At 67.4% G+C, this 26,205-nt stretch carries 23 protein-coding genes; 8 read left to right on the forward strand and 15 right to left on the reverse strand.

The features are described 5' to 3' along the window. Window positions 1-52: 52 nt before the first annotated feature. Window positions 53-790, forward strand: coding sequence for a 1-acyl-sn-glycerol-3-phosphate acyltransferase (locus tag OG921_RS07475; RefSeq protein WP_266111756.1), 738 nt, complete (start codon window positions 53-55; stop codon window positions 788-790). A gap of 3 nt (window positions 791-793) precedes the next feature. Here the strand turns inward: OG921_RS07475 and OG921_RS07480 are convergent, their stop codons facing one another. Further along, complete coding sequence (locus OG921_RS07480; RefSeq protein ID WP_266111757.1) at window positions 794-1,108, reverse strand: GNAT family N-acetyltransferase; 315 nt, start codon at window positions 1,106-1,108, stop codon at window positions 794-796. Window positions 1,109-1,180: 72 nt separating this feature from the next. Here OG921_RS07480 and OG921_RS07485 point away from each other — a divergent pair, with 72 nt between their 5' ends. Together OG921_RS07485 and OG921_RS07490 are read left to right on the forward strand one after the other, a co-directional pair. Further along, complete coding sequence (locus OG921_RS07485) at window positions 1,181-2,800, forward strand: alpha/beta hydrolase (protein WP_266111758.1); 1,620 nt, start codon at window positions 1,181-1,183, stop codon at window positions 2,798-2,800. A gap of 2 nt (window positions 2,801-2,802) precedes the next feature. Further along, window positions 2,803-3,924, forward strand: coding sequence for a glycerate kinase (locus OG921_RS07490; RefSeq protein ID WP_266111759.1), 1,122 nt, complete (start codon window positions 2,803-2,805; stop codon window positions 3,922-3,924). A gap of 23 nt (window positions 3,925-3,947) precedes the next feature. Here OG921_RS07490 and OG921_RS07495 read toward each other — a convergent pair whose 3' ends face one another. The 5 genes from OG921_RS07495 to OG921_RS07515 all read right to left on the reverse strand — a co-directional run bounded on the left by OG921_RS07495 (window position 3,948) and on the right by OG921_RS07515 (window position 8,091). Further along, complete coding sequence (locus tag OG921_RS07495; RefSeq protein WP_266111760.1) at window positions 3,948-4,424, reverse strand: DUF4188 domain-containing protein; 477 nt, start codon at window positions 4,422-4,424, stop codon at window positions 3,948-3,950. 33 nt (window positions 4,425-4,457) lie between these two features. Beyond that, a complete protein-coding gene (gene aroQ / locus OG921_RS07500; protein WP_266111761.1) occupies window positions 4,458-4,895 on the reverse strand; it encodes a type II 3-dehydroquinate dehydratase in 438 nt (145 codons plus the stop codon). A 36-nt stretch (window positions 4,896-4,931) separates the two neighbouring features. Then, the gene (locus tag OG921_RS07505) at window positions 4,932-5,723 is read right to left on the reverse strand and encodes an alpha/beta fold hydrolase (protein ID WP_266111762.1); all 792 of its coding nucleotides are present in this window, start codon (window positions 5,721-5,723) and stop codon (window positions 4,932-4,934) included. A gap of 29 nt (window positions 5,724-5,752) precedes the next feature. Beyond that, window positions 5,753-7,345, reverse strand: a complete 1,593-nt coding sequence (locus tag OG921_RS07510) for an ABC-F family ATP-binding cassette domain-containing protein (RefSeq protein WP_266111763.1) — start codon at window positions 7,343-7,345, stop codon at window positions 5,753-5,755. Window positions 7,346-7,521: 176 nt separating this feature from the next. Beyond that, on the reverse strand, window positions 7,522-8,091 hold the full coding sequence (locus OG921_RS07515; protein ID WP_266111764.1) for a hypothetical protein: 570 nt from the start codon (window positions 8,089-8,091) through the stop codon (window positions 7,522-7,524). A gap of 119 nt (window positions 8,092-8,210) precedes the next feature. Here OG921_RS07515 and OG921_RS07520 point away from each other — a divergent pair, with 119 nt between their 5' ends. Together OG921_RS07520 and OG921_RS07525 are read left to right on the forward strand one after the other, a co-directional pair. Further along, a complete protein-coding gene (locus OG921_RS07520) occupies window positions 8,211-9,980 on the forward strand; it encodes a penicillin-binding transpeptidase domain-containing protein (protein WP_266111765.1) in 1,770 nt (589 codons plus the stop codon). Window positions 9,981-10,141: 161 nt separating this feature from the next. Beyond that, window positions 10,142-11,857, forward strand: coding sequence for an NTF2-like N-terminal transpeptidase domain-containing protein (locus OG921_RS07525; protein WP_323182712.1), 1,716 nt, complete (start codon window positions 10,142-10,144; stop codon window positions 11,855-11,857). A gap of 113 nt (window positions 11,858-11,970) precedes the next feature. Here OG921_RS07525 and OG921_RS07530 read toward each other — a convergent pair whose 3' ends face one another. The 6 genes from OG921_RS07530 to OG921_RS07555 form a co-directional block, all read right to left on the reverse strand. Further along, entirely contained in the window at window positions 11,971-13,452 is a 1,482-nt protein-coding gene (locus OG921_RS07530) for a peptide MFS transporter (protein ID WP_266111766.1), read from the reverse strand. 27 nt (window positions 13,453-13,479) lie between these two features. Further along, complete coding sequence (locus OG921_RS07535) at window positions 13,480-13,863, reverse strand: DUF3054 domain-containing protein (protein ID WP_266111767.1); 384 nt, start codon at window positions 13,861-13,863, stop codon at window positions 13,480-13,482. Window positions 13,864-14,017: 154 nt separating this feature from the next. Next, a complete protein-coding gene (locus OG921_RS07540; protein WP_266111768.1) occupies window positions 14,018-14,569 on the reverse strand; it encodes a YceI family protein in 552 nt (183 codons plus the stop codon). Window positions 14,570-14,666: 97 nt separating this feature from the next. Beyond that, complete coding sequence (locus OG921_RS07545; RefSeq protein WP_266111769.1) at window positions 14,667-15,830, reverse strand: DUF3089 domain-containing protein; 1,164 nt, start codon at window positions 15,828-15,830, stop codon at window positions 14,667-14,669. Between the two features lie 82 nt (window positions 15,831-15,912). Then, the gene (locus tag OG921_RS07550; protein ID WP_266111770.1) at window positions 15,913-17,016 is read right to left on the reverse strand and encodes a YbhN family protein; all 1,104 of its coding nucleotides are present in this window, start codon (window positions 17,014-17,016) and stop codon (window positions 15,913-15,915) included. 28 nt (window positions 17,017-17,044) lie between these two features. Continuing rightward, a complete protein-coding gene (locus OG921_RS07555; protein ID WP_266112268.1) occupies window positions 17,045-18,502 on the reverse strand; it encodes an adenylate/guanylate cyclase domain-containing protein in 1,458 nt (485 codons plus the stop codon). A gap of 127 nt (window positions 18,503-18,629) precedes the next feature. Here OG921_RS07555 and OG921_RS07560 point away from each other — a divergent pair, with 127 nt between their 5' ends. Genes OG921_RS07560 through OG921_RS07570 form a run of 3 tightly spaced genes read left to right on the forward strand, consistent with a single transcriptional unit; the run spans window position 18,630 to window position 21,905 of the window. Then, window positions 18,630-19,829 (forward strand): AI-2E family transporter, encoded by a 1,200-nt coding sequence (locus tag OG921_RS07560; protein ID WP_266111771.1) that lies wholly within the window; start codon window positions 18,630-18,632, stop codon window positions 19,827-19,829. Window positions 19,830-19,833: 4 nt separating this feature from the next. Beyond that, window positions 19,834-20,511: a DUF1707 domain-containing protein gene (locus tag OG921_RS07565; RefSeq protein WP_266111772.1), complete on the forward strand. Its 678-nt coding sequence runs from the start codon at window positions 19,834-19,836 to the stop codon at window positions 20,509-20,511. 2 nt (window positions 20,512-20,513) lie between these two features. Further along, window positions 20,514-21,905, forward strand: coding sequence for a hypothetical protein (locus OG921_RS07570; protein ID WP_266111773.1), 1,392 nt, complete (start codon window positions 20,514-20,516; stop codon window positions 21,903-21,905). 155 nt (window positions 21,906-22,060) lie between these two features. On the opposite strand, the gene OG921_RS07575 is transcribed toward OG921_RS07570, so the two are convergent. The 3 genes from OG921_RS07575 to trmB are packed head-to-tail and all read right to left on the reverse strand — an operon-like array spanning window position 22,061 to window position 26,171. Beyond that, a complete protein-coding gene (locus OG921_RS07575) occupies window positions 22,061-24,607 on the reverse strand; it encodes an MMPL family transporter (RefSeq protein ID WP_266111774.1) in 2,547 nt (848 codons plus the stop codon). Continuing rightward, the gene (locus tag OG921_RS07580) at window positions 24,607-25,416 is read right to left on the reverse strand and encodes an NYN domain-containing protein (protein WP_266111775.1); all 810 of its coding nucleotides are present in this window, start codon (window positions 25,414-25,416) and stop codon (window positions 24,607-24,609) included. The genes OG921_RS07575 and OG921_RS07580 overlap by 1 nt, the downstream gene beginning before the upstream one ends. Next, the gene (gene trmB / locus OG921_RS07585; RefSeq protein ID WP_266112269.1) at window positions 25,413-26,171 is read right to left on the reverse strand and encodes a tRNA (guanosine(46)-N7)-methyltransferase TrmB; all 759 of its coding nucleotides are present in this window, start codon (window positions 26,169-26,171) and stop codon (window positions 25,413-25,415) included. Before trmB ends, OG921_RS07580 begins: the two co-directional genes overlap by 4 nt. Between the last annotated feature and the right edge of the window lie 34 nt (window positions 26,172-26,205).

The following is a 26,205-nucleotide window of genomic DNA, read 5'->3' on the forward strand; positions in this document are numbered from 1 at the left end:
ATTGGCTATTCCCGCGAGGTATCGGGCGGTCACGGTCCGTACAGTCTCGGCTATGCCTGCCCCGGAAGTGCGCCTGGAGAACAGCGACGCGGTCTACGAGTACTACTTGCGGCACAGACAGAACCGATTGCAGGCGATGGGTGCCTACGCGCTCCTCGGTCGTCGATTCCATCCCAGAGTGACCTATGCCGATGGCGCGAAGGAACAGCTGAAACGGCTGGTCGTGGCCGGGCGGCGACTGGTGATCTCGGTGAATCACCTATCCGAGCAGGACCCGTACACGCTCGCCGCCGCGGCCTGGCGCAGCCCGCTGCGGCCGATCATCGGGCGGGTGCGGGTGCTGGCGAAGGACGAACTTTTCCTCGACGCGAAGCAGCGCAAGCGGGTCGAGATGATGGGCGCGATTCCGGTGTTCCGCGGTAAGAACCACGGCGTGCGGGCGGTTGCCACGGCCGGTCAGCAGATGATGGATGTCTGTGCGACCCGGATGGCGCACGGGGACGACCTCGCGATCTTCCCCGAGGGCACCTGCAACTACGAGGACGTCACCCAGGTGCAGCCCGTTGGCAGCGGTATCGGGCACATCGTCTTCCGGGCGCGCAAACTCGGCGTCGAACCCGCGCTGGTGTTCGTCGGGCTCAGCTACGGGCCACGCGGCGACCAAGTGAAATCGGCGAGCTACTACTTCGGCGCACCCGTCACCGACATTCCCACCAAGCCCGCGGAGATCACCCGACTCGTCCGCGCGCACATGCAGGACGCGCTCACCGGAGCGGTCGCGCGGTACTGACGCTCAAGCGGCGGGCAGACCCAGCCGCTCGCGGGCCCAGGTCGGGACGAGCGCGAGGTAGTCCTCGTCCTTCGAGACGAACCGGTGCACGAAGGGGCAGAACGGCAGCACGCCGAGTCCGGCGGCGCGGGTGTCGTCGAGTGCGTCGCGGATCAGCTGTTTCGCCAGACCCTTGCCCTCGAACTTGGCATCGATCTCGGTGTGTACGAAGGCGCGATTGGCGCCGGCGTCCTCGTAGGTGGCAAAGCCGGCGAGCTCGTCACCTACGTAGATCTCGTAGCGGTGCAGTGCAGCGTTGTGGTCGACCCGCGTGTCCATGACTGCGACGGTACTGTCTGTGCGAGACGGCGCGTTTGGTGATGGGGGCGTGCCTTGCTGGAAGTGGGTGACATGACGCGCTCGGGTGCGGGGTGGCCGGCAGTAAAGACGCAGGCGGTACTCGCCGCCGCAGTCGTGGTCGCCGCTGTGCTCGTCGCCACCGGCGCGGGTAGGACGGTGGCGACGGCGGCGCCGTCGGGACCGAAGTTCGGCGATTGCCCCGCCGAGGCGGACATCGACCCGGCCAGCGGCACCCAGTGCGCGGTCGTCTCGGTGCCGATGAACTACGCCGACCCGCACGGGCCGACGATCGACGTGACGGTGAGCAGGATCCGCGCCGCCGACCCGTCGCATCGCCGTGGATCCATGTTCGTCAATCCCGGCGGCCCGGGTGCCGACGTGCTCGGTTACTGGGCGACCAGGGCGAAGGGCCTGGCCGCCGAGATCATCGACCACTACGACCGGCTGGCCGTGCAGCCGCGCGGCCTGCGCTGGTCCACCCCGCTGTACTGCGACCCGGATCCGTCCGGCGCGCAGGCCGGCGCACCGGACGTGACCGCACCGCGTACGTCGCTTCGGCAGCGTTGCGCCGCTGCCCAGCCCGGTTATCTCGACACCATCACCACCGAGAACACCGCGCGCGATCTCGACGCGGTGCGCTCGGCGCTCGGGATCGACCGGATCAGCTACTGGGGGCTGTCCTACGGCACCTATCTCGGCGCCGTGTACAGCTCGTTGTTCGGCGATCGGGTCGACCGAATGATCCTCGATTCGAACGTCGACCCCGAGTGGGTTTGGACCGAACTGTTCGCGCAGCAGCAGTCCGCGCGCAGTGACCGCTACCACGACATGTTCGCCTGGATCGCCGCCCACGACGATGCCTACGGACTCGGTGACAACGCCCGCGCCGTGCAGGACACGTGGCAGGACCTCGTGGAGCGCGAGGGCGGCGGGTGGTATGCGAACCTTGCTGCCGCACCGGTGTCGATCGAGGCCCCGGCGACGTTGCCCGAGGCCATCGAAGACATTGTGCGCGACGGGTTCACGGGCTCGCGCGAGCAACTCGAGAAGCTCCGCAACGTGGTGCGCACGTTTACCGAGGGTGCCTCCGCGACGGTGCCGGTGCTCGCGGCCACCTCGATCGCCAGCTACTCGCGCGCCTCCTGGCCGGTCTTTGCTGCCGCGCTCGGCGCGCTGTCCGCCGATCCGGCGGACACCGACGCGATCCGCGACATCGTCGACCGGATGCCGATGGACTCCGCGAACTCGAACGTCCTGTCGGCGGTGACCTGCAACGAGAACGCGATCCCCGGCCGGCCGGAGATGATCGCCTCGGCGCTGGCGAAGTTCGCGAGCGGCGGCGACTCGCTCGATGCCAGAGCCGATCTGGTTCGGGCCGGCCTGGACTGCGCGCAATGGGATCCGGTCACGACCCCGGTGGCGCTGTCGGGTGCAGACCTGCGGACCGCGCCGATTGTGTTGCAGAGCCGGCGCGACGGGGCAACGCCGTATCCGGGCGGGCCGTCGATGGCCGCCACACTCGGCGGGTCGCTGGTGACAGTGGAGGGCGGTGACCACGGGCTGTTCGCCCGCGGCAACCGGGCCGTCGACGACGCGGTGCTGACCTACCTCGACTCCGGGACCGTCCCGATCGACCACGCCGACGAGGCGCCGATCGACCCACCGGCCTGACCGTGCGCATCGTCGTCGCGCCCGACAAGTTCAAGGGCTCCCTCGGCGCGGCGGGTGTCGCCGGTGCGCTGGCCGCGGGAATCCATGCCGAGCAACCGGATTGGACCGTCGTCGAAGTTCCGGTGGCCGACGGTGGCGACGGCACCGTCGACGCGTTCGTCGCGGCGGGTTGGTCGGCCGTCGAGGTCGAGGTGGACGGGCCGACCGGGGTGCCGCATCCGGCGAGGTATGCCAGACGTGGCGACACCGCGGTGGTCGAACTCGCGGCCGCGGTCGGGCTGGTGGCCCTGCCGGACGGCCGGCCGGATGCCTTGGGCGCAAGCACGTTCGGGCTCGGCCAGTTGCTCGCGCACGCCCTCGATAACGGCGTGACCGAGATTGTGCTCGGTCTCGGTGGCAGCGCCTCCACCGACGGTGGTGCAGGCATGCTGACAGCGCTCGGTGCCCGGGTGCTCGACCGGTCCGGAGCACCGCTCGGGCGCGGTGGTGCCGCACTTCTCGACGCCGCAGCACTCGACCTCGGCGGCCTGCATCCCGGCACGCGGTCGGCGCGGTTCGTGCTCGCGTGCGATGTCGACAACCCGCTGCTCGGGCCGCACGGCGCGACCTTCGTCTACGGGCCGCAGAAGGGCGCCGACCCGGATCAGCTGCGCATCCTGGAGTCGGCGATGATGCGCTGGGGTGGAATCGTCACCGCAGCAACGGGTTCCGACGTCTCGCTGACACGCGGCGTGGGCGCGGCGGGCGGCACCGGCTTCGGCGCGGTCGCGGTGCTCGGCGCGCAGTCGCGGGCGGGCATCGATATCGTGCTCGACCTCATCGGGTTCGACGATGTCGTCGCGGGTGCGGACCTGGTGATCACCGGCGAGGGATCGATCGACGAACAGACGTTGCACGGCAAGGCGCCGGTCGGGGTGCTTGCCGCGGCTCGGCGCGCCAACCTGCCCGTGCTGGTGGTTGCCGGGCGCAGTCTGCTCGACGAAAGCTATTTTCTAGCAGCGGGTTTCGATAAGTTGTACACCCTGACCGCCCGGGAGCCCGATGCCCGCCGGTCGATGGCCAACGCGGCGGAGTTGCTGCGCGCGGTGGGTCGGGATATCGCGGCGGGACTCGAGCCGACTTGATGCGCCTCCGGCGCTCGGCTGGCTCAGCTTGCCTTGCGGCGCAGGCGTTTGCGGGCGGACGTCGATCCGGATATCGGCACCAGGCGACTCGCCTTGCCCAGCCCGGTTGGCGGCATGTTGCCGTAGACCGCCTCGTATTCGCCTGCGCGGACCAGGAACGTCTCGTGCCAGATGCCGCTGCGGGTGCTTTTGCCGACCCGTGTCCAGTAGTTGCGCCACGCCGCGGAGTGCGGGTCATCCGGATCCTTGGCGAACGCCTCGAGATGCTCGAACGAGCGCCAGTACTGGACGTTGGTGAGCCCGAAGTTCTTGAAACCGAGTAGTCCCTTTTCGGGGTGCTGCATCAAATGTTTCAGCATGTGCGGCATGCCGCGGCGTCCGCCGATGTCGAAGAACCAGCGCAGCGCCTGCCGGGGCGAATTGAGCCGGGTGCCGATGAGGAACACGACGAAGTCGCCTTCGATCTCGGCGGTCCAGCGTCCCTGTTTGACCTTGGCCATGGCGGCTCCTTGGGTCGGGCTCGGCCGAACTCGTCAGCGCGTGGCGACGAACTCGATTGCCGAGGCGTAACCCAGGATACCGAGACCGGCAATCACCGCAGTAGCGATCGGTGACACGAACGAGTGGTGCCGGAATTCCTCGCGGGCATGCACGTTGCTGATGTGCACCTCGACGATCGGTACCTCCGGAATGACCAGCGCATCCCGCAGCGCGACAGAAGTGTGCGTGAGCCCGCCGGGATTGATCACGATCGCGGATTCCTGCCCGCGGGCCCGATGGATCCGGTCGATGATCGCGCCCTCGTGATTGGACTGGAAGTGCGCGATGGTGCGCCCGTGTTTGGCGGCCGTCTTTTCGCACAGCGCGACCACGTCATCGAGGGTCGACGAGCCGTACACCTCGGGCTGGCGCGTACCGAGCATGTTCAGGTTCGGTCCGTTGAGGACGAGGATCGGACGCTGTTCGGCCATGGTCAAACCGTAGCAACCCGCAATACTCGATTCCCGCTAGCTCGCCCGGTGCAGAAACGGCCGGACCAGCGCGAGCACCTCGTCGGTCGCCGCGGGCGTCGTGCCATGGTCATACCCCTCGATCGGGTGACAGCGTGCGTCCGGGATCAGCGCGGCCGCGTCCTGCGAGTCGGAAAGTCGCTGCGGGTCGCCGGAGCCCGCGAACAGCAGCGTCCGCTGCGCGACGGCGCGCAGGTCGTCGTCGGAAATGCTCGGCATGGCCTCGGTCTCGCGGAAGTAGGCGACGATGGCCTTGGGGTCGTTCGCGGCGAAGACCGCGCGGGTTCCCGAGTCGATCTCGCCGCCCTTGACGTGCTCCCAGTCGGCCAGGAACGCATCCCAGCCCTCGGTTTCGAGTACCTCGACGCAGCCGGGGAAGAACAGCTTGTCCCAGACCCCGGTCCGGTGCCGGTGGCTGCCACCGCCGAGGATCAGGGTGTCCACGCGGTCCGGTGCGGCGATCGCCAGCGACAGCGCGGCGCGCGCACCGAACGAGTAGCCGAAGCAGTGCACCCGCGCCAGGTCGAGGTCGTCGAGCACCGCCTGTAGGTCGCCGACGAAACGTTCGAGGCGGTAGGACGCGCGCTCGTGTGGCTTGTCGCTGCGGCCGTGTCCGCGCAGGTCGACCAGGATCAGGCGATGTTCGTCGCGCAGTGCACGCACGTACCCGTACGCCCGCCAGATCGAGCGGGTCAGCACGCTGCCGTGCACAAGCAGCAACGGCGGACCCTCGCCGAACATGTCGTAGGCGATGCGGACCCCGTCGGTGGGATTGGCTGCGGTGCGCATCCCGCCAGTCTGCCTGTCCGGCTGCCCGATCAGCGCGGCGCTACGTCCCCCAGTCCGTCCGCGCTCAGTTCGATCCACCGCGTCGGGGCCAGATCGCGCAGGAACGCCACGTCGTGGCTGACCACGATCATCGCGCCCCGGAACGCCGCGAGGGCCTGGGTGAGGTGCGCGAGGCTGGGCAGGTCGAGATTGTTCGTCGGCTCGTCGAGCAGCAACAACCGCGGGGCGGGTTCGGCGCCCAGCAGCATCGCCAGCGCCGCCCGCAGCCGCTCACCACCGGAAAGGGTGGACGCCAACGCATCACCATCTGCGCCGCGGAACAGGAAGCGGGCCAGGCTCGCTCGGATCTGCTCCGCATCGCGGTGTGGAGCAGCGCGAGAAACGTTGTCCACCAATGTCGAATTCGGGTCGAAGATGTCGAGCCGCTGCGGCAGCAGTTTCCACGGCACCCGTGGCGGCGTGCCCGCGATGGCCTGCAGCAGCGTCGTCTTGCCGATTCCATTCGGACCGATCAGCGCGATCCGCTCCGGACCGTGCACCGCGAGCGTCACCTCGGGTCCGCCGGGCAGCAGCGTCCTGGGTTCGAGCTCGACGACGATCTGCCCCGGATGCACCTGTGTGGCAGGCAGATCGATGCGGATCTCACGGTCGTCGCGCACCTGATCCTGGGCGCTCGATAGTTCCTCCTTGGCGCTCTCCAGCCGTTCGGTGTGCGTGTTGCGCAGCTTGCCCGCCGATTCCTCGGCCGCCATCTTGCGCAAGCCCATGACGATCTTCGGCTCGCGCTTCTGCTCGCTCATCTTGCGGCCGTAGCGTTGCCGGCGATCGATTTTGATCCGCGCCTCCACCAGTTCGCGGCTCTGCTTGCGCACATCGCTGCGTGCGTCGCGCACCGCGGCGAGCGCCGCCTCGTGTTCGGCGGCGACGATTTCCTCGTAGTGGGTGAAATTACCGCCGAACATGCGCACCTCGCCGCGGCGCAATTCGGCGATGTTGCCGCAGCGATCGAGCAGTGCGCGGTCGTGGCTGACCACGACGACGGCGCCGCCGAATCGATCGACGGCGTCATAGAGACGTTGCCGCGCAACAAGATCGAGATTGTTGGTCGGCTCGTCGAGCAGCAGCACATCGGGTTCGGCGAGCAACTGCGCCGAGAGTCCGAGCAGCGTCGTCTCTCCGCCGGACATGGTGGCGACTGTGCGGTCGAGCCCGTCGGTGCCGTCGACGAGATGGCCGAGACCGAGGCTGCCGAGCAGCGCGACGGCGCGTTCCTCGATGTCCCAGTCGTTTCCGACGAGTTCGAAGTCCGCGTCGATGCCCGCACCGGACTCGATGCGGTGCAACGCGGTTCGCTTGTCCGCGATGCCGAGTACCACGTCGACCGCGGTGTCGGTGCGAATCGTGACGTCCTGCGGCAGGTAGGCAAGCCGGCCCGGCACCGTGACCGAGCCGCGGGCGGGGCGCAGCTCACCGGCGATGAGTCGCAGCAGCGTGGATTTGCCGGTGCCGTTGAGACCGACGAGACCGGTGTGGCCGCTGGGAAATACGGCATCGAGACCGCCGAAAACCGGGGTGCCGTCGGGCCAGGCGAAGGACAGATCCGAAAGGATGATGGTGGACACGAATGTGCTCCAGAGGTGCGAACGAGTGCAGCGCGCGGTGTGCGGGCTACGCGAGCGTTACCTCCGAGTGAGCAACTTCCGCTCCGATCGTCGACGACAAGACACTCCCACGGTATCGGCCCCGGCGCGCCGAGTGCAACGTGTTTCGCCTCGCACCGGCTGGAGCTGGGCACACTTCAGAGCTTGGGGCCCTCGGAGCGCAGATCGTCCACCTTGGACATGGCGGTCCGGAGTTCGTCGAGCCATTCCTGTGCGTGTTCGCCGGCGAGCCGGACCGTCCAGGCGAGCGCGTCGGAACGCGATCGAGCAACGCCTGCGTCGACGAGGGTGTCGAGCACCTTGCGCTCGGGCTGGCGCAGCCGCGTCATTACCGGCACCGCGAGATGGGTGAACAGCGTCCGGTTACCGTCCACGGTCACACCCCAGGCGACCTTGCGGGCGTAGCGTGCCTCGGCCTCGTCGGCAATCTGCATCCGTTGGGTGCGGGTGGTCTCCCGGAACCGCGCGACGCGGCCCTGTGCGGTGGCGGCGGGTTCCGGCTCGGCGGTGTCGGCGTCACCGGGTTTGGCGAGTTCGCCGACCACGACGATCTCCTCGCGGTCCACCTCGACGCTCACGGCGCCGGTGAACCACTCCGCCGGGAGCCGGCCGGCGAACCAGTCGGTGGCGTCGCTCGCGTCGGGCACGTCGGCCTGCTGCCAGCCGCCCGGTCGTCCGAATCCGCGTCCGCGTTGTTGATGCCGCATGGCGGCCTCCTCGTGTCGATGTAACGGTGATTACAACATTACACCTCGACGGAAGGGGTGGGTGGCGCCGTGAGTGTCCGTGCGGCGCGGCCGGTGATCGTTCATGCATGATCGAGTGGATGCCCAACGCCAGTCGTGTCCTCGCCCTGCCCGTGACCCTCTCCGTCGTTGCCGTCCTCACTTCCGCATGCGGCCTGTTCGGCCCGGACCAGCCCGACACCGTCGCCCAGCAGTACGTCGACGCGGTGAACAGCGACGACGTCTCGGCTGCCGCCGCGCTGACCGACAACCCGCCCGCGGCGTCGGCCGCGCTGCAGCAAATGTTCGATTCGCTCGGCACCGACGGCACGTTCACCGTCGCCGAATCGTCCCGGGACGGCAGCGACGGTGAATTCGCGCTCGACGCACAGTGGAACCTCGCCGGCGGGAAGCAATGGAGCTACCGCACCGACGGCAAGGCGTCGCAGCCCGATCAGGACTGGCTCATCCACTGGGACCCGGCCCTGATCGCCCCCGGGCTGACCGCACAGGAAACGCTGCAGTTCACACCCGTCTACCCGGCACCGGCCCAGGTGTTCGACCGCAACGGCGGTGCGTTGATGACCCAGCAGGTGGTCACGCTCGTGCAGGTCGATCCGAGTGCGGACACCACCGCGGTCGCCGCGGCGCTCGCCCCCGTCGGGGTGACGGCCGAGTCGTTGCAGGGGGAACTGGCCGGCGCGCAGGGCAAGCCGGTCACCGCGATCACGCTGCGCGAGGCCGACCTCACCCCGCTCGAACCGTCGCTCACCGCGCTGCCCGGCGTGACACTGGCCAAACAGACCCGCCTGCTCACTGTGGACAAGACGCTGTCCGCGCCGACGCTGAACGGCGTCGCGGACAGCTGGCAGGAGGCCAACGCCGCCGCCGCGGGGTGGACCGTGCAGGCAGTGAGCGAAGACGGGTCGGTCCGCAAGCTCGTCGGACCCGAGCCGCAGCGCACCGACGACATCAACACCACCCTCGACCCGACCCTGCAGCGGTCGGCCGAGGCGGCGCTGGCTCCGATCGCCCAACCCGCCGCGATCGTCGCGCTGCAGCCATCGACCGGCAACGTGCTCGCGATCGCCCAGAACGACTCGGCCGATCGGCAGGGTCCGATCGCGTTGACCGGCCTCTACCCACCGGGGTCGACCTTCAAGACGGTCACCGCCGCCGCGGCGCTGGAGAACGGAACTGTCAACCCGGACACCGTCCTGCCGTGCCCGGGGACCGCGAATATCGAGGGACGCCAGATCCCCAACGACGAGAGCTTCGACCTCGGCGCGGTGCCGTTCCACACGGCGTTCGCGCGGTCCTGCAACACCACGCTCGCCCGGCTCGCGGTCGGCCTCGATCCGGACGCACTCACCAACACCGCCGCCCAGCTCGGTCTCGGCATCGACTACGTGACGCCGGGACTCACCACCGTCACCGGGGCGGTGCCGCGCGCCGACACTCCCGCGGCCCGGGTGGAGGCCGGCATCGGGCAGGGCCAGGTGACGGCGTCGCCGTTCGGGATGGCGCTGGTGGCGGCGTCCATCGCGCACGGGTCGGCGCCCGCTCCGACGATGATCGCCGGCGCACCCGGGGTCGCGGACCGGACCCCGCCGACCCTGCCGGCCGGTGTCGCGGATCAGCTGAGAACCATGATGCGGGAGACGGTTTCGGCCGGTACCGCCACCGTCCTCAACGACGTGCCCGGACTGATCGGCAAGACCGGCACCGCGGAGTTCGGCGACAACACGCACGCGCACGGCTGGTTCGTCGGGATCCAGGACGACCTGGCGTTCGCGGTGTTCGTCTCGGACGCCGGATCCTCGGCACCCGCGCTCGCCGCGGCCGGGAGCTTCCTCCGCGCGCCCCGGTAACCACGGCGCACGGCTGCCGAGCAGGGCACAGCAGTGTGTCGTACAGATAAAGCCGCCGCGACCGGATCCGCGTACCATCCCGGTGAAATGCCGTACCCGCCACTCGCGCATTGGATATCGGGGCAACCGTGGCGATATCGTAACTGCATCGTAGGATCGGCGTGCTTGTCGTAACCGCGACAAAGATGGAGATTGTCGGCATGGGTTACCAGGGGTCCCGCTGCCGTCGCTTGCGTTCCATCGGAGTCGTCGGCGCTGTTGCCGCGTTGAGCGTCACGCTTGCGTCGTGTGCCACGCAGGAGAGCGAGCCGGAATCGCTCGTCGACAAGTTCGCCTCCGCGCTCGATGACGGGGACGCACAAGCCGCGGGTGGGATGACGTCCTATCCGAACGCCGCGAGCCACACGCTCGGTCAGGTTTTCGACGGGATGCACGCCGAGTCCGTCGATTACAAGGTCACCCAATACATTCCGCTCGACTCGGAGTCCGGCTTCTTCACGATGGCGGTGAATTGGCACTTCGGCGAGGGCAAGGAGTGGAACTACAGCACGCAGGGCAGCGTGCACAAGCTGGCGGTGGGCTGGCGGGTGTCCTGGGATCCGGCCGCGGTGATGCCCGGGCTCGGCGGCGATCGTGCCGCCAATCTGGTGCGCACCGACGCGCCGCCGCCGGTGGTGCGCGACATCGGTGGCGGACCACTGATGACGGAGCAGACCATCAACGCGGTCAAGCTCGATCCGGCCCGCATGCCCGACCCGGTCGCCTCGACCAATGCGTTGGCCAAGGCCATCGAGCCGGTCGCGCCGCTGATCACCGGCCAGAGCCTGTTGGCAGACCTCGCCGCCGAGCAGGGCAAGTCGATCACCGCGGTCAACCTGCGCGACGCCGACTTCGAGATCCTCGAGCCGGATATGGCGCCGATTCCCGGTGTGGTGCTGGAGAAGCAGCCGAGGCTGATCACGGTCGACCGCAGGGTCGTCTCACCGATGCTCGATCCGCTGCGCAACGTCTGGCAGGCGAACCGGGACGCAACCGCCGGGTGGGCCGTGCAGGTCTCGCAGTCGGACGGTGCGCCGCCCGCGCAAATGGCCGGTTACCAGGGGCCACCGGGGCCGGACATCACCTCCACCCTCGACACCCGGCTGCAGCTCGCTGCCGAGGACGCGGCGGTCAGCGTCGGCACGCCGGCGGCGATTGTGGCGATCCAGCCGTCGAGCGGAGCGGTCGTCGCGGTCGCGCAGAACAGCCAGGCCACCGACATCGGCCCGATCGCGTTCACCGGGCTGTTTCCGGCCGGGGAGAACCTCGAGCTGGTGCGCAATGCCGCCGCCGTAATGAAGGGCGTGGCACCAGAGGATGTTTCTGCCGAAGACCTGGCCGCGGCGGCGGCCACCCTCGGCCTCGGCGTCGATTTCAGCATTCCCGGGCTGGAGGAGACCACCGGCCGGCTGCCGCACGCCGGCCAGGGCATGGAGCAGGTGCGCCGGGACGCGAACAAGGTAGACGAGGCGCAGGTCAGCCCGTTCGGCATGGCGCTCGTTGCCGCGTCGGTCGCGCGCGGGTCGACGCCGGTGCCGATGATCGCGATGGGTCAGCCGGCCACGACGCAGGCGCAACTCGGGCCGATCCGCCCGGATGTCACCGAACGGCTGCGCACAATGCTGCGCGGCGGCGTGGCGAGCCCGGATTTCACCGCCCTACGCGGCTACGCCGATGTCGTCGGTTTCCCCGCTGCCAGCGGTAACGACCGGTGGGTCGTCGGGCAGCGCGGTGACATGGCGTTCGCGGTGTACGTCCAGGACGCCGACGGCTCCGACATGGCGGTGAAGATGGCCGCACGGATGCTGCGCGCCTACGACCACCCGTCCGCCCAGTAGCCTGCCCTCGCGGGCTAGCGCCCAATGAGCGCTCCGCAGGCTCCGCGCTAGTGCTCGATGAGCGCTCCGCAGGCTCCGCGCTAGTGCTCGATGAGCGCTCCGCAGGCTCCGCGCTAGTGCACGCCGGCCATCATCCGTTTGATCCACGGAGTCATCGCCACGATCACCACCGAAACGGCGATCGAGGCGAGCCCGACCCAGAGGAAGTACGGCACCTCGTTTTCGGGGTTGTAGTGGCCGGCCAGCGACCCCGCCATCGAACTGCCCAGCGCCACCGAGAGGAAGAACAGCGCCACCATCTGGGTGTGGAATTTCTCCGGCGCCAGCTTGGTGGCCAGCGACAGCCCGACCGGGGACAGGAACAACTCGGCGAAGGTGAACAACAACAGGATGCCCGCGAGCGCGAGGAGCGAGGTGCTGTTCGGGCCGCCACCGGCGAACGGGATGAAGGCCAGAAACGCCAGGCCCATGATGAAGGTGCCGCACGCGAACTTGATCGGCGAACTGGGTTGGCGCGGGCCGAGTTCCTGCCAGATCCAGGCGAAGACGCCGGCGAAGATGATGATGAACACCGGGTTGATCGACTGCACCCACGAGGCGGGGAATTCCCAACCGAACAGGTTGCGATCGAGTCGCTTGTCGGAGTACTCGGCGACGGTGGTGAACTGCTGCTGGAACAGCGACCAGAACGCCGCGCTCGCGATGAACATCGGGATGAACGCAACCACCCGGCTGCGCTCGACCGAGGTGATGTTGCGACTGCTCAAGATGAGCAGGAAGTAGAGGATGGCCGCGGCGACGGTGACACCGACCACGACGTCGGACAGGTTGCCCGCGGTCAGGACGTCGAACAGGGCGAGTGCCGCTACGACGACGATCGCAAGCACGCCGATGACAACCCACCGCACCCGCTGGTTCGCCGGCAGCGGATTGGGCGGCACCTTGCCGACATCGCGGAGTTGACTGCGGAAAATCGTGTACTGCGTGAGTCCGATTGCCATGCCGATCGCGGCGAGTGCGAACCCCGCATGGAAGCCGATCTTGTCCTGCGCGAGGCCGGTGAGCAGCGGCCCGACGAAGGCGCCGATGTTGATGCCCATATAGAACAGCGAGAAGCCGGCATCGCGGCGCTCGTCGTCGGCGTCGTAGAGCTCGCCGACCATCGACGTCGCATTCGCCTTCAGCCCGCCGCTACCGAACGCGACCATCACCAGCCCGATGCCGACGCCGAGCATGCCGGGGAAGACCGCGAGCGCGATATGGCCGAACATGATGACCACCGCGCTGTAGAACAGCGTGCGTTCCGAGCCGATCAGCCGGTCGGCGATCCAGGCCCCCAGGATCGTGGAGAGGTAGACGGTGCCGCCGTACGCGCCGACGATGCTGGTGGCGTCCGCCTTGTCGATCCCGAGCCCGCCCTCGGCGGCGGAATAGTAGAGGTAGTAGATGAGGATGCCCTGCATCCCGTAGAACGAGAAGCGCTCCCACATCTCGACGCCGAACAGATTGGCCAGGGGGAGCGGCTGTCCGAAAAACCGGGTGTCGCGTCCGGCGTTCCTGGTGTCCATGTCCGCGAGCGGGGGCAGCTCGGTCATGGTGTCAACTCTGCCACCGGCGACTGGTCAGCGTCGGGTTGTTCGACCGACTTTGCGGTTCCGCAACACGAGGGCGGCGATGGCGCGCCAGCCGAGCAGGAACACCGCGAGCACGATCGTGGCGACGACGATGAAGCTGAAGGCGGTGCCCTGACCGCCGATCACCCGCAGCAGCATTCCGCCGATCACGGTGGCGAGCCAGACCGTGACACCGAACGGGTAGACGGACAGCGGTGCGCTGCGGAACCGGGTGGCAATGAGCCAGCCGATGGCGAGTCCGCCGAGAAACGGCCACGCAGTACTGGCCAGCCCGGCAATCGCGTTGGCTTCGTCGTGGCTGCGCCGGCCGATCGCGCAGAACACCACGACCAGCACGATGTCGAGGACAGCTGCGATGCGGAAGTTCTTCACGCGGCCCGACTGTAGCCGCAGGTCGCGGACCGGGGTTCGCCGGATAGTAAACGGCACCCGCGCAGGTTTGGTTGTGCCAAACGGTGCGCGGGTGCCGAGCAAGGGAGCGGCGACAACGGGTGGGAGTCGCACGAACCCAGGTTGGGGGGCGAAATTAGACCTGCTGGGCGACCTCGACCTCGAGGACCAGGGTGATCTTGTCGCCGACCACGGTGCCGCCACCCTCGAGCGGCATGTCCAGGCTGAGCCCGAAGTCCTTGCGGTTGATGACGGTCTTGGCTTCGAAGCCGGCGACCGGGCCGTGGCCCATGCCCGGGTTGGTGCCGATGTACTCGACCTCGAGCTCGACCGGACGGGTGTTGCCGCGCAGGGTGAACTCGCCGTCGACGATGAAGTCACCGTTCACGACGCGGAATCCGGTGGACTTGAAGGTGGCCTTCGGGAACTCCTCGGCGTGGAAGAAGTCCGCAGCCTTGAGGTGCGCGTCGCGCTGGGCGTTGTCGGTGGTGATGGAGGCGACGTCGATCTCGGCCTCTGCGGTGGCGCTGCCGTCCTCGGCGATCACGATCTTGCCGCCGAACTCGGTGAAGCGGCCCCGGACCTTGCTCACCATCAGGTGGCGCACGGAGAAACCGACGGACGAGTGGCTCGCATCGATCGTCCAGGTACCTGCGGCGAGGGCGGGAATGGTTGCGGTGCTGGTCATGAAGGCCTCCGGGTCTAGTTTTAAGTTCAACTACTCAAGGTAACGACTTCTCCGGGTGGTTCATTCCCTGCATCCAGTGATGCCGGTCACGTGCCGGTTACCTGCCCGCGAGCCAGCTCCGCGCCTGCTGTCCGGCAATGTTGACCAAGCGGTCGAGGCCGAGATTGATGTCGACCACATGCGCGTTGAGCAGCGGTATCTCGTTCACCAGTTGCGCGTCCGGTCCGATCCCGCGGAACTGGTAGAAGCGGTACCCGTTCTTGTCCACGCAGCTACCGGTCGCCCGTTCGCTGCTGGTGGTCCAGGTGGACGCCGATCGAGGTGAGCCCTTCGGGAAGACGGTGTAGTCCAGCATTGCGGAGAGTGCACCGACGGCGAACGGCGCGCTCGGCACGGTCAGGCCGACCGGGCGGTGATCGCCGCTGAGCGCGGCGGGGTCGGTGCACGCCACCTCGAACGCGGGGCCGGATGGCAGGCCGATGAGGCGGGACCACAGATCGAGTTGACTGTTGCCGAACAGCGACAACGCCGGATCGGTTTGGGTCGTGGAGTACGCCACCACGCAGCCGTTCTGCCCCTGACGAGTGCACACCGGAATATTCGCGAAGTCGCCGCCGATGTCGCTGCCACGGGCAGTCAACACATTGCCGCCCATCAGGAATCCCCCGACCATGCGGTTGCGCAACTCGGGGTTCGGATCGATCTGTTCGCGAATCAGCTTGCGCAGCATCACCGTGCCCTGCGAATGCCCGATGAAGATGACGCCGCGGCCGTCGTTGTCGTGTGCGAGATAGTCGTTCCATGCGGCCAGCACATCGGAATAGGCAACCTGCGCAATCCCGGGATCGACGAAGACTGCCGCGATCAAGGGGACGGTCCACTGGCGGTAGACCGGTGCGAACATCCGGCACTGGCTGTTGAATCGGGCGGCCTGGACGCTCGCGATCGACTGCACCGCGGGCTGGGCAGTCCGATCGGCATTTAGCGCCACCTGATCACTGGATGTCGGATAGATGTAGAAACAGTCCACCGGCTTGTCCGCTTCTGCGACTGCCGGCGGTGCGGAGACGAGTCCGGTACTCAGGTCTGTGGTGTCTTGCGGGAGATCGCAGGGGTCGTCCGCGATCGCGGGATGGCAGAGCCACACCGTATTGCCTGCCGGTGGAGCCGCGTCGACGGCAGGAGCAGACAGGACTGCCGCCCCAAGCCCGAAAGTGAATGCCGCGGCCGCGATCCGCGCGATGGTCGTCCGAGCCGACATCGACTCATCTCCGATGTGACGTACTTCATAGTGCAGACAGCTAATGTCTATCAGGAAGTCCGGGCGATCGACCGGGATTCGATCAGCCTTCGGACTGCTGGCGCAGTTCCCGGGCTTCGGCCTGTTCGATTTCTAGGTCGAACTCCAGAGTCTCGTGCTGACCGCGCCGGTACAGGACGAAGAACACAATCCAGCCGACGATCGCGACAAGGATGAAACTGACGCCGCGGTAGACGAACGCCGACGCGATGGCCTGCGGTGCGGTGAGTCCGGCCGTCGAGGTCAGTGTTGCGACCAGGGTGGCGTCGACCAGGACGAGACCGCCGGGCGCGAACGGAATCGTGGCCACTGCCTTACCGACGGCGTAGGTGATCAACAGGCCGGACAGCCGCGGATCCGCGCCGACGGCGTAGCACGCGGCAGCCAGGCAGGCGAGGTCCGCGCCGCGATGACCGAAGGCCCAGATCACCGTCAATATCCCGTCGCGGGTGCCGAGGTCGACCGACTCGAGCTGCGCGATGACGTCGCGCACCTTGTCCAAGCCCTCGCTCCGGTCGCGTTTGCGCAGCCGGTTGTACCGTCCCAGGCCCCATCGCGCGGCCGCCTCGAGCGACTTCGGGTTGTTCGACGCGTAATGCCCGGCCCAGATCAGCGCGACCGCCGCGGCCAGCGAGGCGATCAGGGTCACCGGGTTCACCGAGCCGCCGACCAGCAGGGCGCCGCCGACGCCGATCAGCGCCAGTCCGACCGCCGCGATTACGCCGGAAATGGCCAATTCCCAGGAGGAGACGATCGGGCTCGCGCCCCACCGCCGGAACGCGCGGTAGCTGAATGCGGTGGAGAAGACTTGGCCCGCGGGCAGCGTCACGGCCATTGCCGTGCTCGCGTAGATCACCGAGTCCGACTTGCGCTGAGTGATGTCGACACCGCCGGCGTGCAGCAACTGCTTCTGCATCCGGCCGTAGGAACTGAGCGAAACGGCCTGCGCGACGACGCACAACGTGAGCCAGCCCCAGTGAATCTCGGTGAGCGCGCGCCAGGACTCGTGCAGGCGCGGCCAGAGGTATACGCCTTCGCCGATCAGCAGCGCCAACAGCGCGACACCGGCGACCCACTTGACCCACCAGTGGCGACTCCGCTGACGAGAACGGGTCGTCGGCGACGACTCCGTTTCGCGCTCTTCCACGAAGCCAGCGTAACCAACGAGGGTTATGTCATTGCGTACCGGCGATGGGCCAGGCCAGTTGAGTCTTGCGACGACGCCCGCGCAGCTGCACCTCTTCGCCCACTTCCCACCGCTGCTGCTCTTCTTCGTCGGCGAAGTAGAGCGCGCTGCTCGACGCCAGTACGCGGCTGGGCCGCAGCTTGGCGAGCTCGGTGAGCCGGGACGCCTCGTTCACCGGATCGCCGATGACGGTGTACTCGAACCGGTTCGCGGCGCCGATGTTGCCCGCGACGACCAGGCCCGCCGACACGCCGATACCCATATCCAGCTCGCTGACCTGGTCGAGCCGTTCGCGCAGATCCCTGGCCGCGCCCAGTGCGGCGGTCGGCGCATCCGGCCGGTCCAGCGGTGCGCCGAAAATCGCCAGCGCGGCGTCGCCCATGAACTTGTTGATGAACCCGTTGTGCTCGTCGATGACCTCGACCACCACCCGGAAGAACTCGTTGAGCAGGCTGACGACCTCGCTCGGGGGACGTTCGGCCGCGGTGGCGGTGGATCCGACCAGATCGACGAACAGCACCGCGACGAATCGGGTCTCGCCGCCGAGTTCGGTGCCGTACTGCAGCGCGCGCCGGGCGACATCCTCGCCGACGTGGCGACCGAACAGTTCCTGCAGCGCACGGCGTTCCGAGGACTCCTCCATCATCCGGTTGAAGCCGACCTGCAGACGGCCGATCTCGCTGCCGTCGAACACCTCGACCTGCACGTCGTCCTGGCCGCTCTGCACGGCCTCGATCGCTTTGGACAGCTGCTGGACCGGGTCGGAAATGCTGGACGCGGTGAGCATCGACAGCGCGAAGGCCTGCATCACGACGAGCCCACACAGCAGCAGGATCGCGATCGCCAGCGAGTTGGTGGAGAACTGCAGCTCGGTGGACAGCTGCGTGACGCACAACAGCACGATGCCGGTGGTGGGAGCGAGCGTGCCGAGGCCCCAGGTCAACGCCATCCTGGTGCCGACGCCGGGGGTGAGGGTGCGGTCGAAATCACCCGATGCGAGCGCGCTCGCCGCGACCGGGCGCAGAATGCGTTCGCCGAGCATGTAGGAGAAGCCGAACACGATCGTGGCGGCCATCGCGACCGTGATGACGACGGCCGCGCCGAGTTCCGGTTCGATCGCGATGATCTGAGCGGAGATGATCGCGCCACCGACGGCCCACAGCACGAGGTGCACGATCGCCTGCCGCAGCGGCGCGTGCAGCGCCGCCATCTGCTCCTGCTTGGTCGGTGCGCCGCCGCGCAGCTGCCAGCGCACGACGGGTTTCAGCATCCACGCCGAAACTGCGAGGCTGATCAGGCCGCCACAGGCGAGCACGAGGACGAACACCAGCATGTTCGTGCCGCGGTATGCGATGAAGGCCGACGTCCGTGGAATCGGCAGGCCGTAGCGGATGAACGCGTAGGACAGCACGGCGCCGAAACCGTTGACGAGCAGCATCGACGCCATGTAGATCGGCCAGCGCGTTTGGATGGTCTGTTTGACCGCTTCTAGGGGCGCCGACACGCTGACCAATTTAGCGGTCCGCACCGTCAACCTCCGTCTCGAGCAGCCGGTTGGGGATAGGCTCGCCCGAATGAGCGAGGAGGCGCCGGGCGCGGGCGAGGCACGCCGCTCGCCAGCGGATTCGGTGCATCCGCTGGTCCGGGTCACGGCCGAGTGGTCCTGGCGGCTGCTGGTGATCTTCGCCTTGGTGACATGTCTCGCACTTGCTTTACAGAAGCTCGCGACAGTGATCATCCCGGTCGCGATCGCGCTGATGGTGGCCGCGCTGCTCGTGCCGCTCGTCGACTGGATGTCCAGACACGGCGTGGCGCGCATCCTCGCGGTGATCATCGCGATCGTCGGCACACTCGGCATCGTCGGTGGCGTGCTCACCTTCGTGGTGGAGCAGTTCATCAGCGGCCTGCCCGAACTGACCGACCAGATCACCAAGAGCGTCGGCGACATCCAGGACTGGCTGACCACCGGTCCGCTGAAGCTGAGCGACGACCAGATTCATCGCGCCGGCGATTCGATCGTGGGGGCGGTGCAGTCGAATCAGCAGGAGCTGACCAGCGGCGCGCTCACGACGGCCACCGTGATCGGCGAACTGGCCACCGGCGCGCTGCTCGCCCTGTTCACTCTGATCTTCTTCCTCTACGGCGGGCGGCAGATCTGGGAATTCATCACCCGGATCGTCCCGAGCCAGACCCGCGATCGGGTGCGCGTGGCCGGCAGCCTCGGGTTCGGCACACTCATCGGATTCGTCCGGGCGACGGTAGTGGTCGCGGCGGTCGACGCCATCTGCATCGGTACCGGCCTCGCGATCCTCGGCGTCCCACTCGCGCTGCCGTTGGCATCGCTCATCTTCATCGGTGCGTTCATCCCGATCATTGGTGCCTTCGCCACCGGATTCATCGCGGTCTTCATCGCACTGGTGACCAAGGGCGTGATCACGGCCCTGATCACGCTGGGCATCATCATCGGCGTCATGCAGCTCGAAGGACACGTCTTGCAGCCACTGCTGCTCGGCCGTGCGGTGCGGGTCCACCCGCTCGCTGTCGTCCTGTCGATCACGGTCGGGCTCGTGCTGGCCGGTATCCCGGGGGCGCTGGTTGCCGTACCGCTCGTCGCGATGCTCAATACCGCGGTTCGGTCGTTGCTGGCCGAGCGCCCGGAGCAAGAGGTAGCGAAGCTCGCGGCCGATAGCGCAGGCGAGGCGGTCTTCCCGATTGCGCCAGACGACCCGAAACAACGTGGTCAGGCGCCACCTCCGGCGACGCCCTTATCCTGAAGGCATGGACGCGAGGGAATTTCGGGTGTCCGACGCCGAGCGCGAGCACGTCGGCCAGTTGCTGCAGCGTGCGGTGGGGCACGGGATGCTCTCGCTCGGTGAGTTCACCGAGCGGATGGACACCGCGCTTGCGGCGAAGACACGCGGCGAACTCAATGCGGTCCTACTGGACCTGCCCGGTCTGCAGTACACCAGTGATCGAGCGGAGCAAGCCGAACGCGCAGCGACTCCGACGGATTCGTCGGCGGTAGGGAATCCGCGCTACGGCGCACCTCAGCCCCCGGTGAGTTCTGCCTCCGGCGACCTGATCCGCGGCCGCATGTCCACCGTCACCCGCAAGGGCCCCTGGCATGTCGCGCCGCGGCTGTACCTCAACAGCCGGCTGTCCAGCGTCACCCTGGATTTTACCGAAGCGATCATGCGGACCCAGGTCGTGGAGATCGTCGTAGACGACTTCTGCAGCAGCGTGACTCTCGTCGTCCCCGGCGAGGCGACCGTGGACCTCAACGGCCTCGATCTCATCGGCGCAAGCGCCACCAATAAGGTGCGCACCGGCCCGCCGATCGGCCCCCTGCACGTTCTCGTGCGCGGCCGGGTGCGGTTCGGCTCGGTCACCGCGAAGCACCCGTTCGGCACGGCGCTGCGCGGCATGATGGGCGGCTGGGGAAAGGCAGGGCGTTGAGCGTGACTGTGCTTGTCGCGTTCAGCGCTACACTTGTCAGCAAATATTCAGCAACCGGCAGGGATTTCATGGACAAGAGTGGCAGCGGTGAGCTCACGCCGCTCGCGGGCAATTCGGCAGAGCTCGATGTCGCAATGGAGTCTGAGGGGCTGATCGTCGGGGGAGATCCCGAACTGGTTCGCAGCTATATCGCTGAATTGCGAAAAGTTGCAGGTGACGCGATTGCTGTCACCGGGATGTCGAAGGCGGGTGTCACGAAAACCGGTGCCGGCGCCGTCGGCGTTTGGGCGACCGCGCTCCAGTATGGTCAGTTTGTGCAGCTGTCACCTGACAGCCTGACTGCGTTGCGGAAGTTCCGCGTAGTTCCCGGTACCAACGGGTTCAATCGCATGATGGTCACCGACAAAGCCGGAGCGTTCCGCCAGCAACTGCAATGGAAACCTGTCGCGCTCGGGCCGCAGGCTGCGCTCTCCGTCCAAATGATGGCCGTCCAAGCGGCCTTGATGACGGCACTCGCCGAGGTGAACGAGTCGATTGCTCGAGTTGAGGCGAAAGTCGACAAGCTGGTCGTGCTCGCCGAGGCCAACCGAGTCGGAGATGTAGTCGGTCGGTATGGGACTGTTCGCCGCCTCGTCGACAATCTCGTGGACAGCGGTGTCTTGCCGAATGCGGACTGGGATTCGGTCGCGTCGTTGGGTCCGGCGCTGGAGGTCGATGTCGAGCGGCTGCGGGCATACGTGACCAAGACGCTCGAGGGGTTCGATGCGTCGAAGCCGGTGCAAGTTCGCGCCGATTACCTGCACCGCGCAGTTGGCGACAGGAGTCTGGGCGAAAGCCTCCACCTGCTCGTGGTCGCTCAGGAATCGCTGTACTTGTGGCAGCGTCTTCGATTTGCCCGTGTTGAATCGGAACAGCCGCAGCACATGTCGAAGGTGATGGCCGACGCGCGTGCCCTGCTGAAGCGAAATTTCGAACAAGATGGTGCGCTTCTACGGACCTCGCGCGAGGTGCTTTCGACCTATTCGCAAATGAATCGCCTCGATGGATTCCGCTGGCAGTCGGCACACAATCTCAAGCACGACGTCGCAAGCCTTCGTGAGGATCTCGATCGCTTTGCCGAAGCGCGGCGAAGCCAAGTGGGCGGCTGGGTCGATCACGACAAGCCCACCGTCAGGGACGCGATGTCCGAAGTCGGAGGACGGGTGGTGCATGCCGGCTCGATCGCCGGGCGGGGCGTCGGCATGGCTGCCCTCGGGGTCGGCTCGGCTGCGGGGAAGGTCGGCCGCGGTATCGGTGGATTCATCCGACGCACGCCGAGCGAGTCGGTGCCGGTCACAACCGAAACGGCAGTGGCGCAGGCAACGGACGAGACCGTCGATCGGGACGTGACCTGACCTGGGAACGCTCGGGAGGAACGGCTACCGCGACGTAGTCGAGGCCCGCTCGAGGCGCATCCGTGAACCGCGCGTGGCGCCGATCAATGCCTTGGCCGAGGAAGGTGCCGATCAGTGCCGTTCCATGCTCTGCCCGACGAGGCCGGCGTTGAGCCCTACCGCTGCCCGCGCCGCCGCAACAGATCGCTGACGCTCACACTCTTCGGGTTCAGGTGATGCCGCCCGTTGTCGTCGGAATTGTCGCCGTTGGTGTCGGATTCGGCGTCGTGCTCGGATTGCTCATCGGGTGAACCGTTGTGCTGCGGCTCCGTCGGGAACTCCGCGATCCAGCTCTCGATGTCCTCGCGGGCCGGCGGTAGGGACGCGAAACTGCCGCTGTAGATGTCCCCGGTGGTTGGAGCCTCGGTGCCTCGCTTGGGCGAGGCAGTCGGCGGCTCATGGGTGTCTTCGCCGGTCTGTGCGTCGGACTCGTCGCGTTCGGCTTGGGCACCGACCTGGGCGCCCACCTTGGCTAGGTCGGGGACGTGCTCGGGCAGGTGCCCGGAGTCGAGGATCGGCTCGGCCAGGCCGATGCGTTGCTGGATGCGTTTCATCCATGCCGGTGCCCACCAGCAGTCGTCGCCGAGCAGCTTCATCACCGCCGGCACGAGGAACATCCGGATGAGGGTGGCGTCGATGATGAGCGCGGCGATCATGCCGTAGGCGATGTACTGCATCATCACCAGTTCGGAGAAGCCGAACGCGCCGGTGACCACGATCAGGATGAGGGCGGCCGCGGTGATGATTCGTCCGGTGTGCGCGGTACCGATCCGGATCGCCTCGGTGGTGCTGGCTCCCGCCGTTCTGGCCTCGACCATGCGGGAGAGCAGGAACACCTCGTAGTCAGTGGAGAGGCCGTAGATGATTGCAATGATGAGCACCAGCACCGGCGCCATGATCGGTTCGGGTGTGAAGTTCAGTTGCGAGGCACCGTTCCCGTCGACGAAGATCCAGGTCAGGATGCCGAGCGTGGCGCCGAGACCGAGTGCACTCATCAGCGCGGCCTTGATCGGCAGTACCAGGGACCCGAACGTCAAGAACATCAGCATCGTCGTCACCAGCAACACGAGCCCCACCATCAACGGCATTCGGTTCAGCAATGCGTCGATGCTGTCGCGTTCGATCGCGGGTGTGCCGCCGACGAGCAATTGCGCGTCGTCGGGGACGTCGATCGAGCGCAGATAGTCGATCGTCGGTTGCGCGTTGTTGCGCTGCTCCAACGTGCCGGTGAGCACCCAGACGTTGTCCTTGGTCTGGGTGCCGGGCAGCTGGAAGTCCGAGGCGAGTCCGGGCGCCTGATTGGCCTCCTGCCGGATCTGGCCGACCGAACGCGAGTTCTCGGTGCTGATGACCAGCTTGATCGGCTCGGTGCCGCGCAGCGGGAAGAGTTGATCGAATTCTTCCTGCGCGAGTCGGGTCGGGTTGTCCGGCGGCAGGTAGCGCTCGTTGATGCCACCGAAGGTGATGTCCTTGACGGGGATGACGAGCAGCAACAGCCCGACGACGATGGGGATCGCGACCCGAAGCGGATGCTTCATCACCCAGCGCGTCAGCCGGCCCCAGAAGCTGTTCTCGATCTCGTCGGCGGTCCTCGTCTTGCGCAGCCATTTGAAGCCGAGCATGTCGATGCGCGGTCCGAGGATGGAAAGGATCGCGGGCAGCACCGTCACCGCGGTGAGCGCGGCGAGGCTGACCGTGGCGATCGCGCCGTACGCGACCGATTTCAGGAAGCCCTGCGGGAAGATCAGCAGGCCGCCGATACTGGCGACGATCATGGTCGCCGAGAACACGACGGTGCGGCCGGCGGTCATCACCGACCTCCGCACGGCTTCGCCGGTGGAATAGCCCTCGGCGATCTCCTCGCGGAATCTGCTGACGATGAACAGGCCGTAGTCGATGGCCAGACCGAGACCGATCAACGACACCACGGGTGAGACGAAGGCATTGACCTCGGTGAAGTTCGTGATGAGCCGGACGACGCCCCACGCGCCGACAACGGTGAGCCCGCCGACGATCAGCGGCAGGGCCGCGGCGACCATGCCGCCGAAGACGAAGAAGAGCAGCACGGCCACCGCCGGAATGGCGAGCAGTTCCATGCGCCGGACGTCTTGGGCCATCGTGTCGTTCAGCGTGCCTGCCACCGGCTGCAGCCCGGCGAGCTGCACGTTGACCTGCACGTCGATGCCTTCGATATAGAAGGCATCGCGAACTTCACGGAAGTTCTCGGTGAGCTCGGTGTCGTTGTCACCCTTGATCCCGATCGAGGCGAACGCGTGTTCCTTCGTCTTGTCCGCGAGCGGCGCCTGCTGACCGGTCTCGGTCTTCCAGTAGGAGTAGTTGATGCCGAGGATCTGATCGGGATGGTCACGCGGCAGGCTGTTCAGGTTGTCGACGATCGCGGCACTGAACTGCGGGTCGTCGACGGTCTTGCCTTCGGGCGCGGTGTACAGCGCGATGACGTCCGCGGTGTGGTCGCGGCCGTAGGTCTCGTCGGCGAGTCGCGCGGCCTGCGCCGACTCGGATCCCGGGTCGTCCCAGCCGCTTTGGCTCAGGTGCTTCTCGAGCCCGAGCCCGTAGGCGCCGAGCGCGAGCAACCCGCACACCATCACCCCGATGACGCCGAATCGGAGCCGGTAGACGAACCTTCCCCAGCGATCGAACACTAGCCGACTCCCTGGCCCGAACGGCCGGTGAGCAGCGCGGCAAGCGGCCGGAACGGCTGCAGCCACGCACCTTCGTCGGGCAGTGAGTCGAGGCTGACGCGGGGTAGCGGTTCCCGGAACACCCCGGGAATGTCTTCGAGGTCGATGAAATCGAGGGTCTGCGAGGTGACCGCCCAGCTGGCGTGCTCGCGGAACCCGATCACCTGGACGGCGACCCCGCGGGCGGCGATGTCCTCCAGCGGTTCGCGGAACGCCTGGCCGTCGGCGGACGCGACGACGAGACCGCTCAATCCCTGCCCGGCGCGCAACGCGATATGCGCGAGCATGTCGGAATCGACGTCGCTGTCCTCGTCGATTTTCGGCTTGGCGAACACCGCGAAACCGACGTTGCGCAGCGCCTCGACCCAGGGTCGAACGACATCCGCGCTGCCCGAAGCGATGTTGGTGAACACGGTCGCTTCGGCCTCGACGGTGCGGCTGCTGCCGACGGACAGTTCGGCGGTGCGCCCGAGCAGCCAACGGCCGAGCGCGTCGAAGCGCGGACGATAGGCAGCGGTGGGACGACCGCCGAGGATCGCGCCCAGGCCCATGTCGAGATTCGGCGCGTCCCAGATGAGCAGCACCCGACCCGGCACGATTGGGTTGCTGCCGAGTGCGACGGCCCCGTCCGGCTCGACGGTGCTTTTGGGTCGCTCCGCGGACCCCGCTCCGGTGCCGGTGGGTCGCTCCGCAGGCTCCGCTCCGGTGCTGTTGGGTCGCTCCGCGGGCTCCGCTCCGTCGGAATCGGGCAGCGCAACGGTTCCGCTCATGATTTGATCTTCCCCCAAATCAGCTCGGTGACAACGCTGCCTGCTCGCTGGGCCTTTCCTTCGAACTTGGTTACCGGGCGTTCGTGGTTGATCGGGGAGTCCCAGTCCAGCGCGGTCAGGTGTGGGTCGGCATCGCCGACCTCGGCGATGTATTCGGCGTATTCGGCATGGTCGGTCGCGACGTGCAGCACGCCGCCGGGCACGAGCCGGTCCGCGATCAGCGCGACGGTCGCCGGCTGCAGCAGCCGACGCTTGTGGTGGCGAGCCTTGGGCCATGGGTCCGGAAAGAACACCCGCACGCCGGTCAGCGACTCGGGCGCGAGCATGTGTTCGAGGACCTCGACGGCGTCGCCGCGGACGAGCCGGATGTTGGTGATCTCGTCGCGTTCGATCCGCTGCACCAGTTGGGCGAGGCCCGGGCGATAGACCTCGACGCCGATGAGGTTGGTGTCCGGCTCGGCGACGGCCATGTCCGCGGTCGCCGTGCCGGTCCCGCAGCCGATCTCGAGAACGAGCGGGGCGGTGCGGCCGAACCAGGTGTCGGTGTCGAGCCGATCGTCGCCGACATCCGTGCCGATCTCCGGCCAGGTGCGGTCCCAGGCTTCCTGCTGGGTTGCTGTCAGGGCGCCCCTACGAGAGCGAAAGCTCGTCACCCTCGGGTAAAGCCGGGCGTTGTGCTCCCGGGCTTCGGGGGAGACCTGTTCAGCGTCATTCACCCGTCCATTGTCACGCATGATCGTGGGTGTGTAACGGATGGGACAAAAGTAGAGCTGTGATACGCGATCGACC

The organism is Aldersonia sp. NBC_00410 (genome assembly GCF_026342035.1).
Lineage (GTDB): Bacteria > Actinomycetota > Actinomycetes > Mycobacteriales > Mycobacteriaceae > Aldersonia.

Bases quoted from the DNA above. Each gene is read 5' to 3' on its own strand.
- OG921_RS07480 (WP_266111757.1), bottom strand. From the start codon at position 1,108: ATGGACACGCGGGTCGACCACAACGCTGCACTGCACCGCTACGAGATC.
- OG921_RS07560 (WP_266111771.1), top strand. From the start codon at position 18,630: ATGAGCGAGGAGGCGCCGGGCGCGGGCGAGGCACGCCGCTCGCCAGCG.
- OG921_RS07545 (WP_266111769.1), bottom strand. From the start codon at position 15,830: ATGTCGGCTCGGACGACCATCGCGCGGATCGCGGCCGCGGCATTCACT.
- OG921_RS07505 (WP_266111762.1), bottom strand. From the start codon at position 5,723: ATGCGCACCGCAGCCAATCCCACCGACGGGGTCCGCATCGCCTACGAC.
- OG921_RS07530 (WP_266111766.1), bottom strand. From the start codon at position 13,452: ATGACCGAGCTGCCCCCGCTCGCGGACATGGACACCAGGAACGCCGGA.
- OG921_RS07485 (WP_266111758.1), top strand. From the start codon at position 1,181: ATGACGCGCTCGGGTGCGGGGTGGCCGGCAGTAAAGACGCAGGCGGTA.
- OG921_RS07540 (WP_266111768.1), bottom strand. From the start codon at position 14,569: ATGACCAGCACCGCAACCATTCCCGCCCTCGCCGCAGGTACCTGGACG.
- OG921_RS07565 (WP_266111772.1), top strand. From the start codon at position 19,834: ATGGACGCGAGGGAATTTCGGGTGTCCGACGCCGAGCGCGAGCACGTC.
- OG921_RS07520 (WP_266111765.1), top strand. From the start codon at position 8,211: ATGCCCAACGCCAGTCGTGTCCTCGCCCTGCCCGTGACCCTCTCCGTC.
- OG921_RS07475 (WP_266111756.1), top strand. From the start codon at position 53: ATGCCTGCCCCGGAAGTGCGCCTGGAGAACAGCGACGCGGTCTACGAG.
- aroQ (WP_266111761.1), bottom strand. From the start codon at position 4,895: ATGGCCGAACAGCGTCCGATCCTCGTCCTCAACGGACCGAACCTGAAC.
- OG921_RS07555 (WP_266112268.1), bottom strand. From the start codon at position 18,502: ATGGCGTCGATGCTGCTCGTCAACGGTTTCGGCGCCGTGCTGTCCTAC.
- OG921_RS07515 (WP_266111764.1), bottom strand. From the start codon at position 8,091: ATGCGGCATCAACAACGCGGACGCGGATTCGGACGACCGGGCGGCTGG.
- OG921_RS07495 (WP_266111760.1), bottom strand. From the start codon at position 4,424: ATGGCCAAGGTCAAACAGGGACGCTGGACCGCCGAGATCGAAGGCGAC.
- OG921_RS07580 (WP_266111775.1), bottom strand. From the start codon at position 25,416: ATGAGCGGAACCGTTGCGCTGCCCGATTCCGACGGAGCGGAGCCCGCG.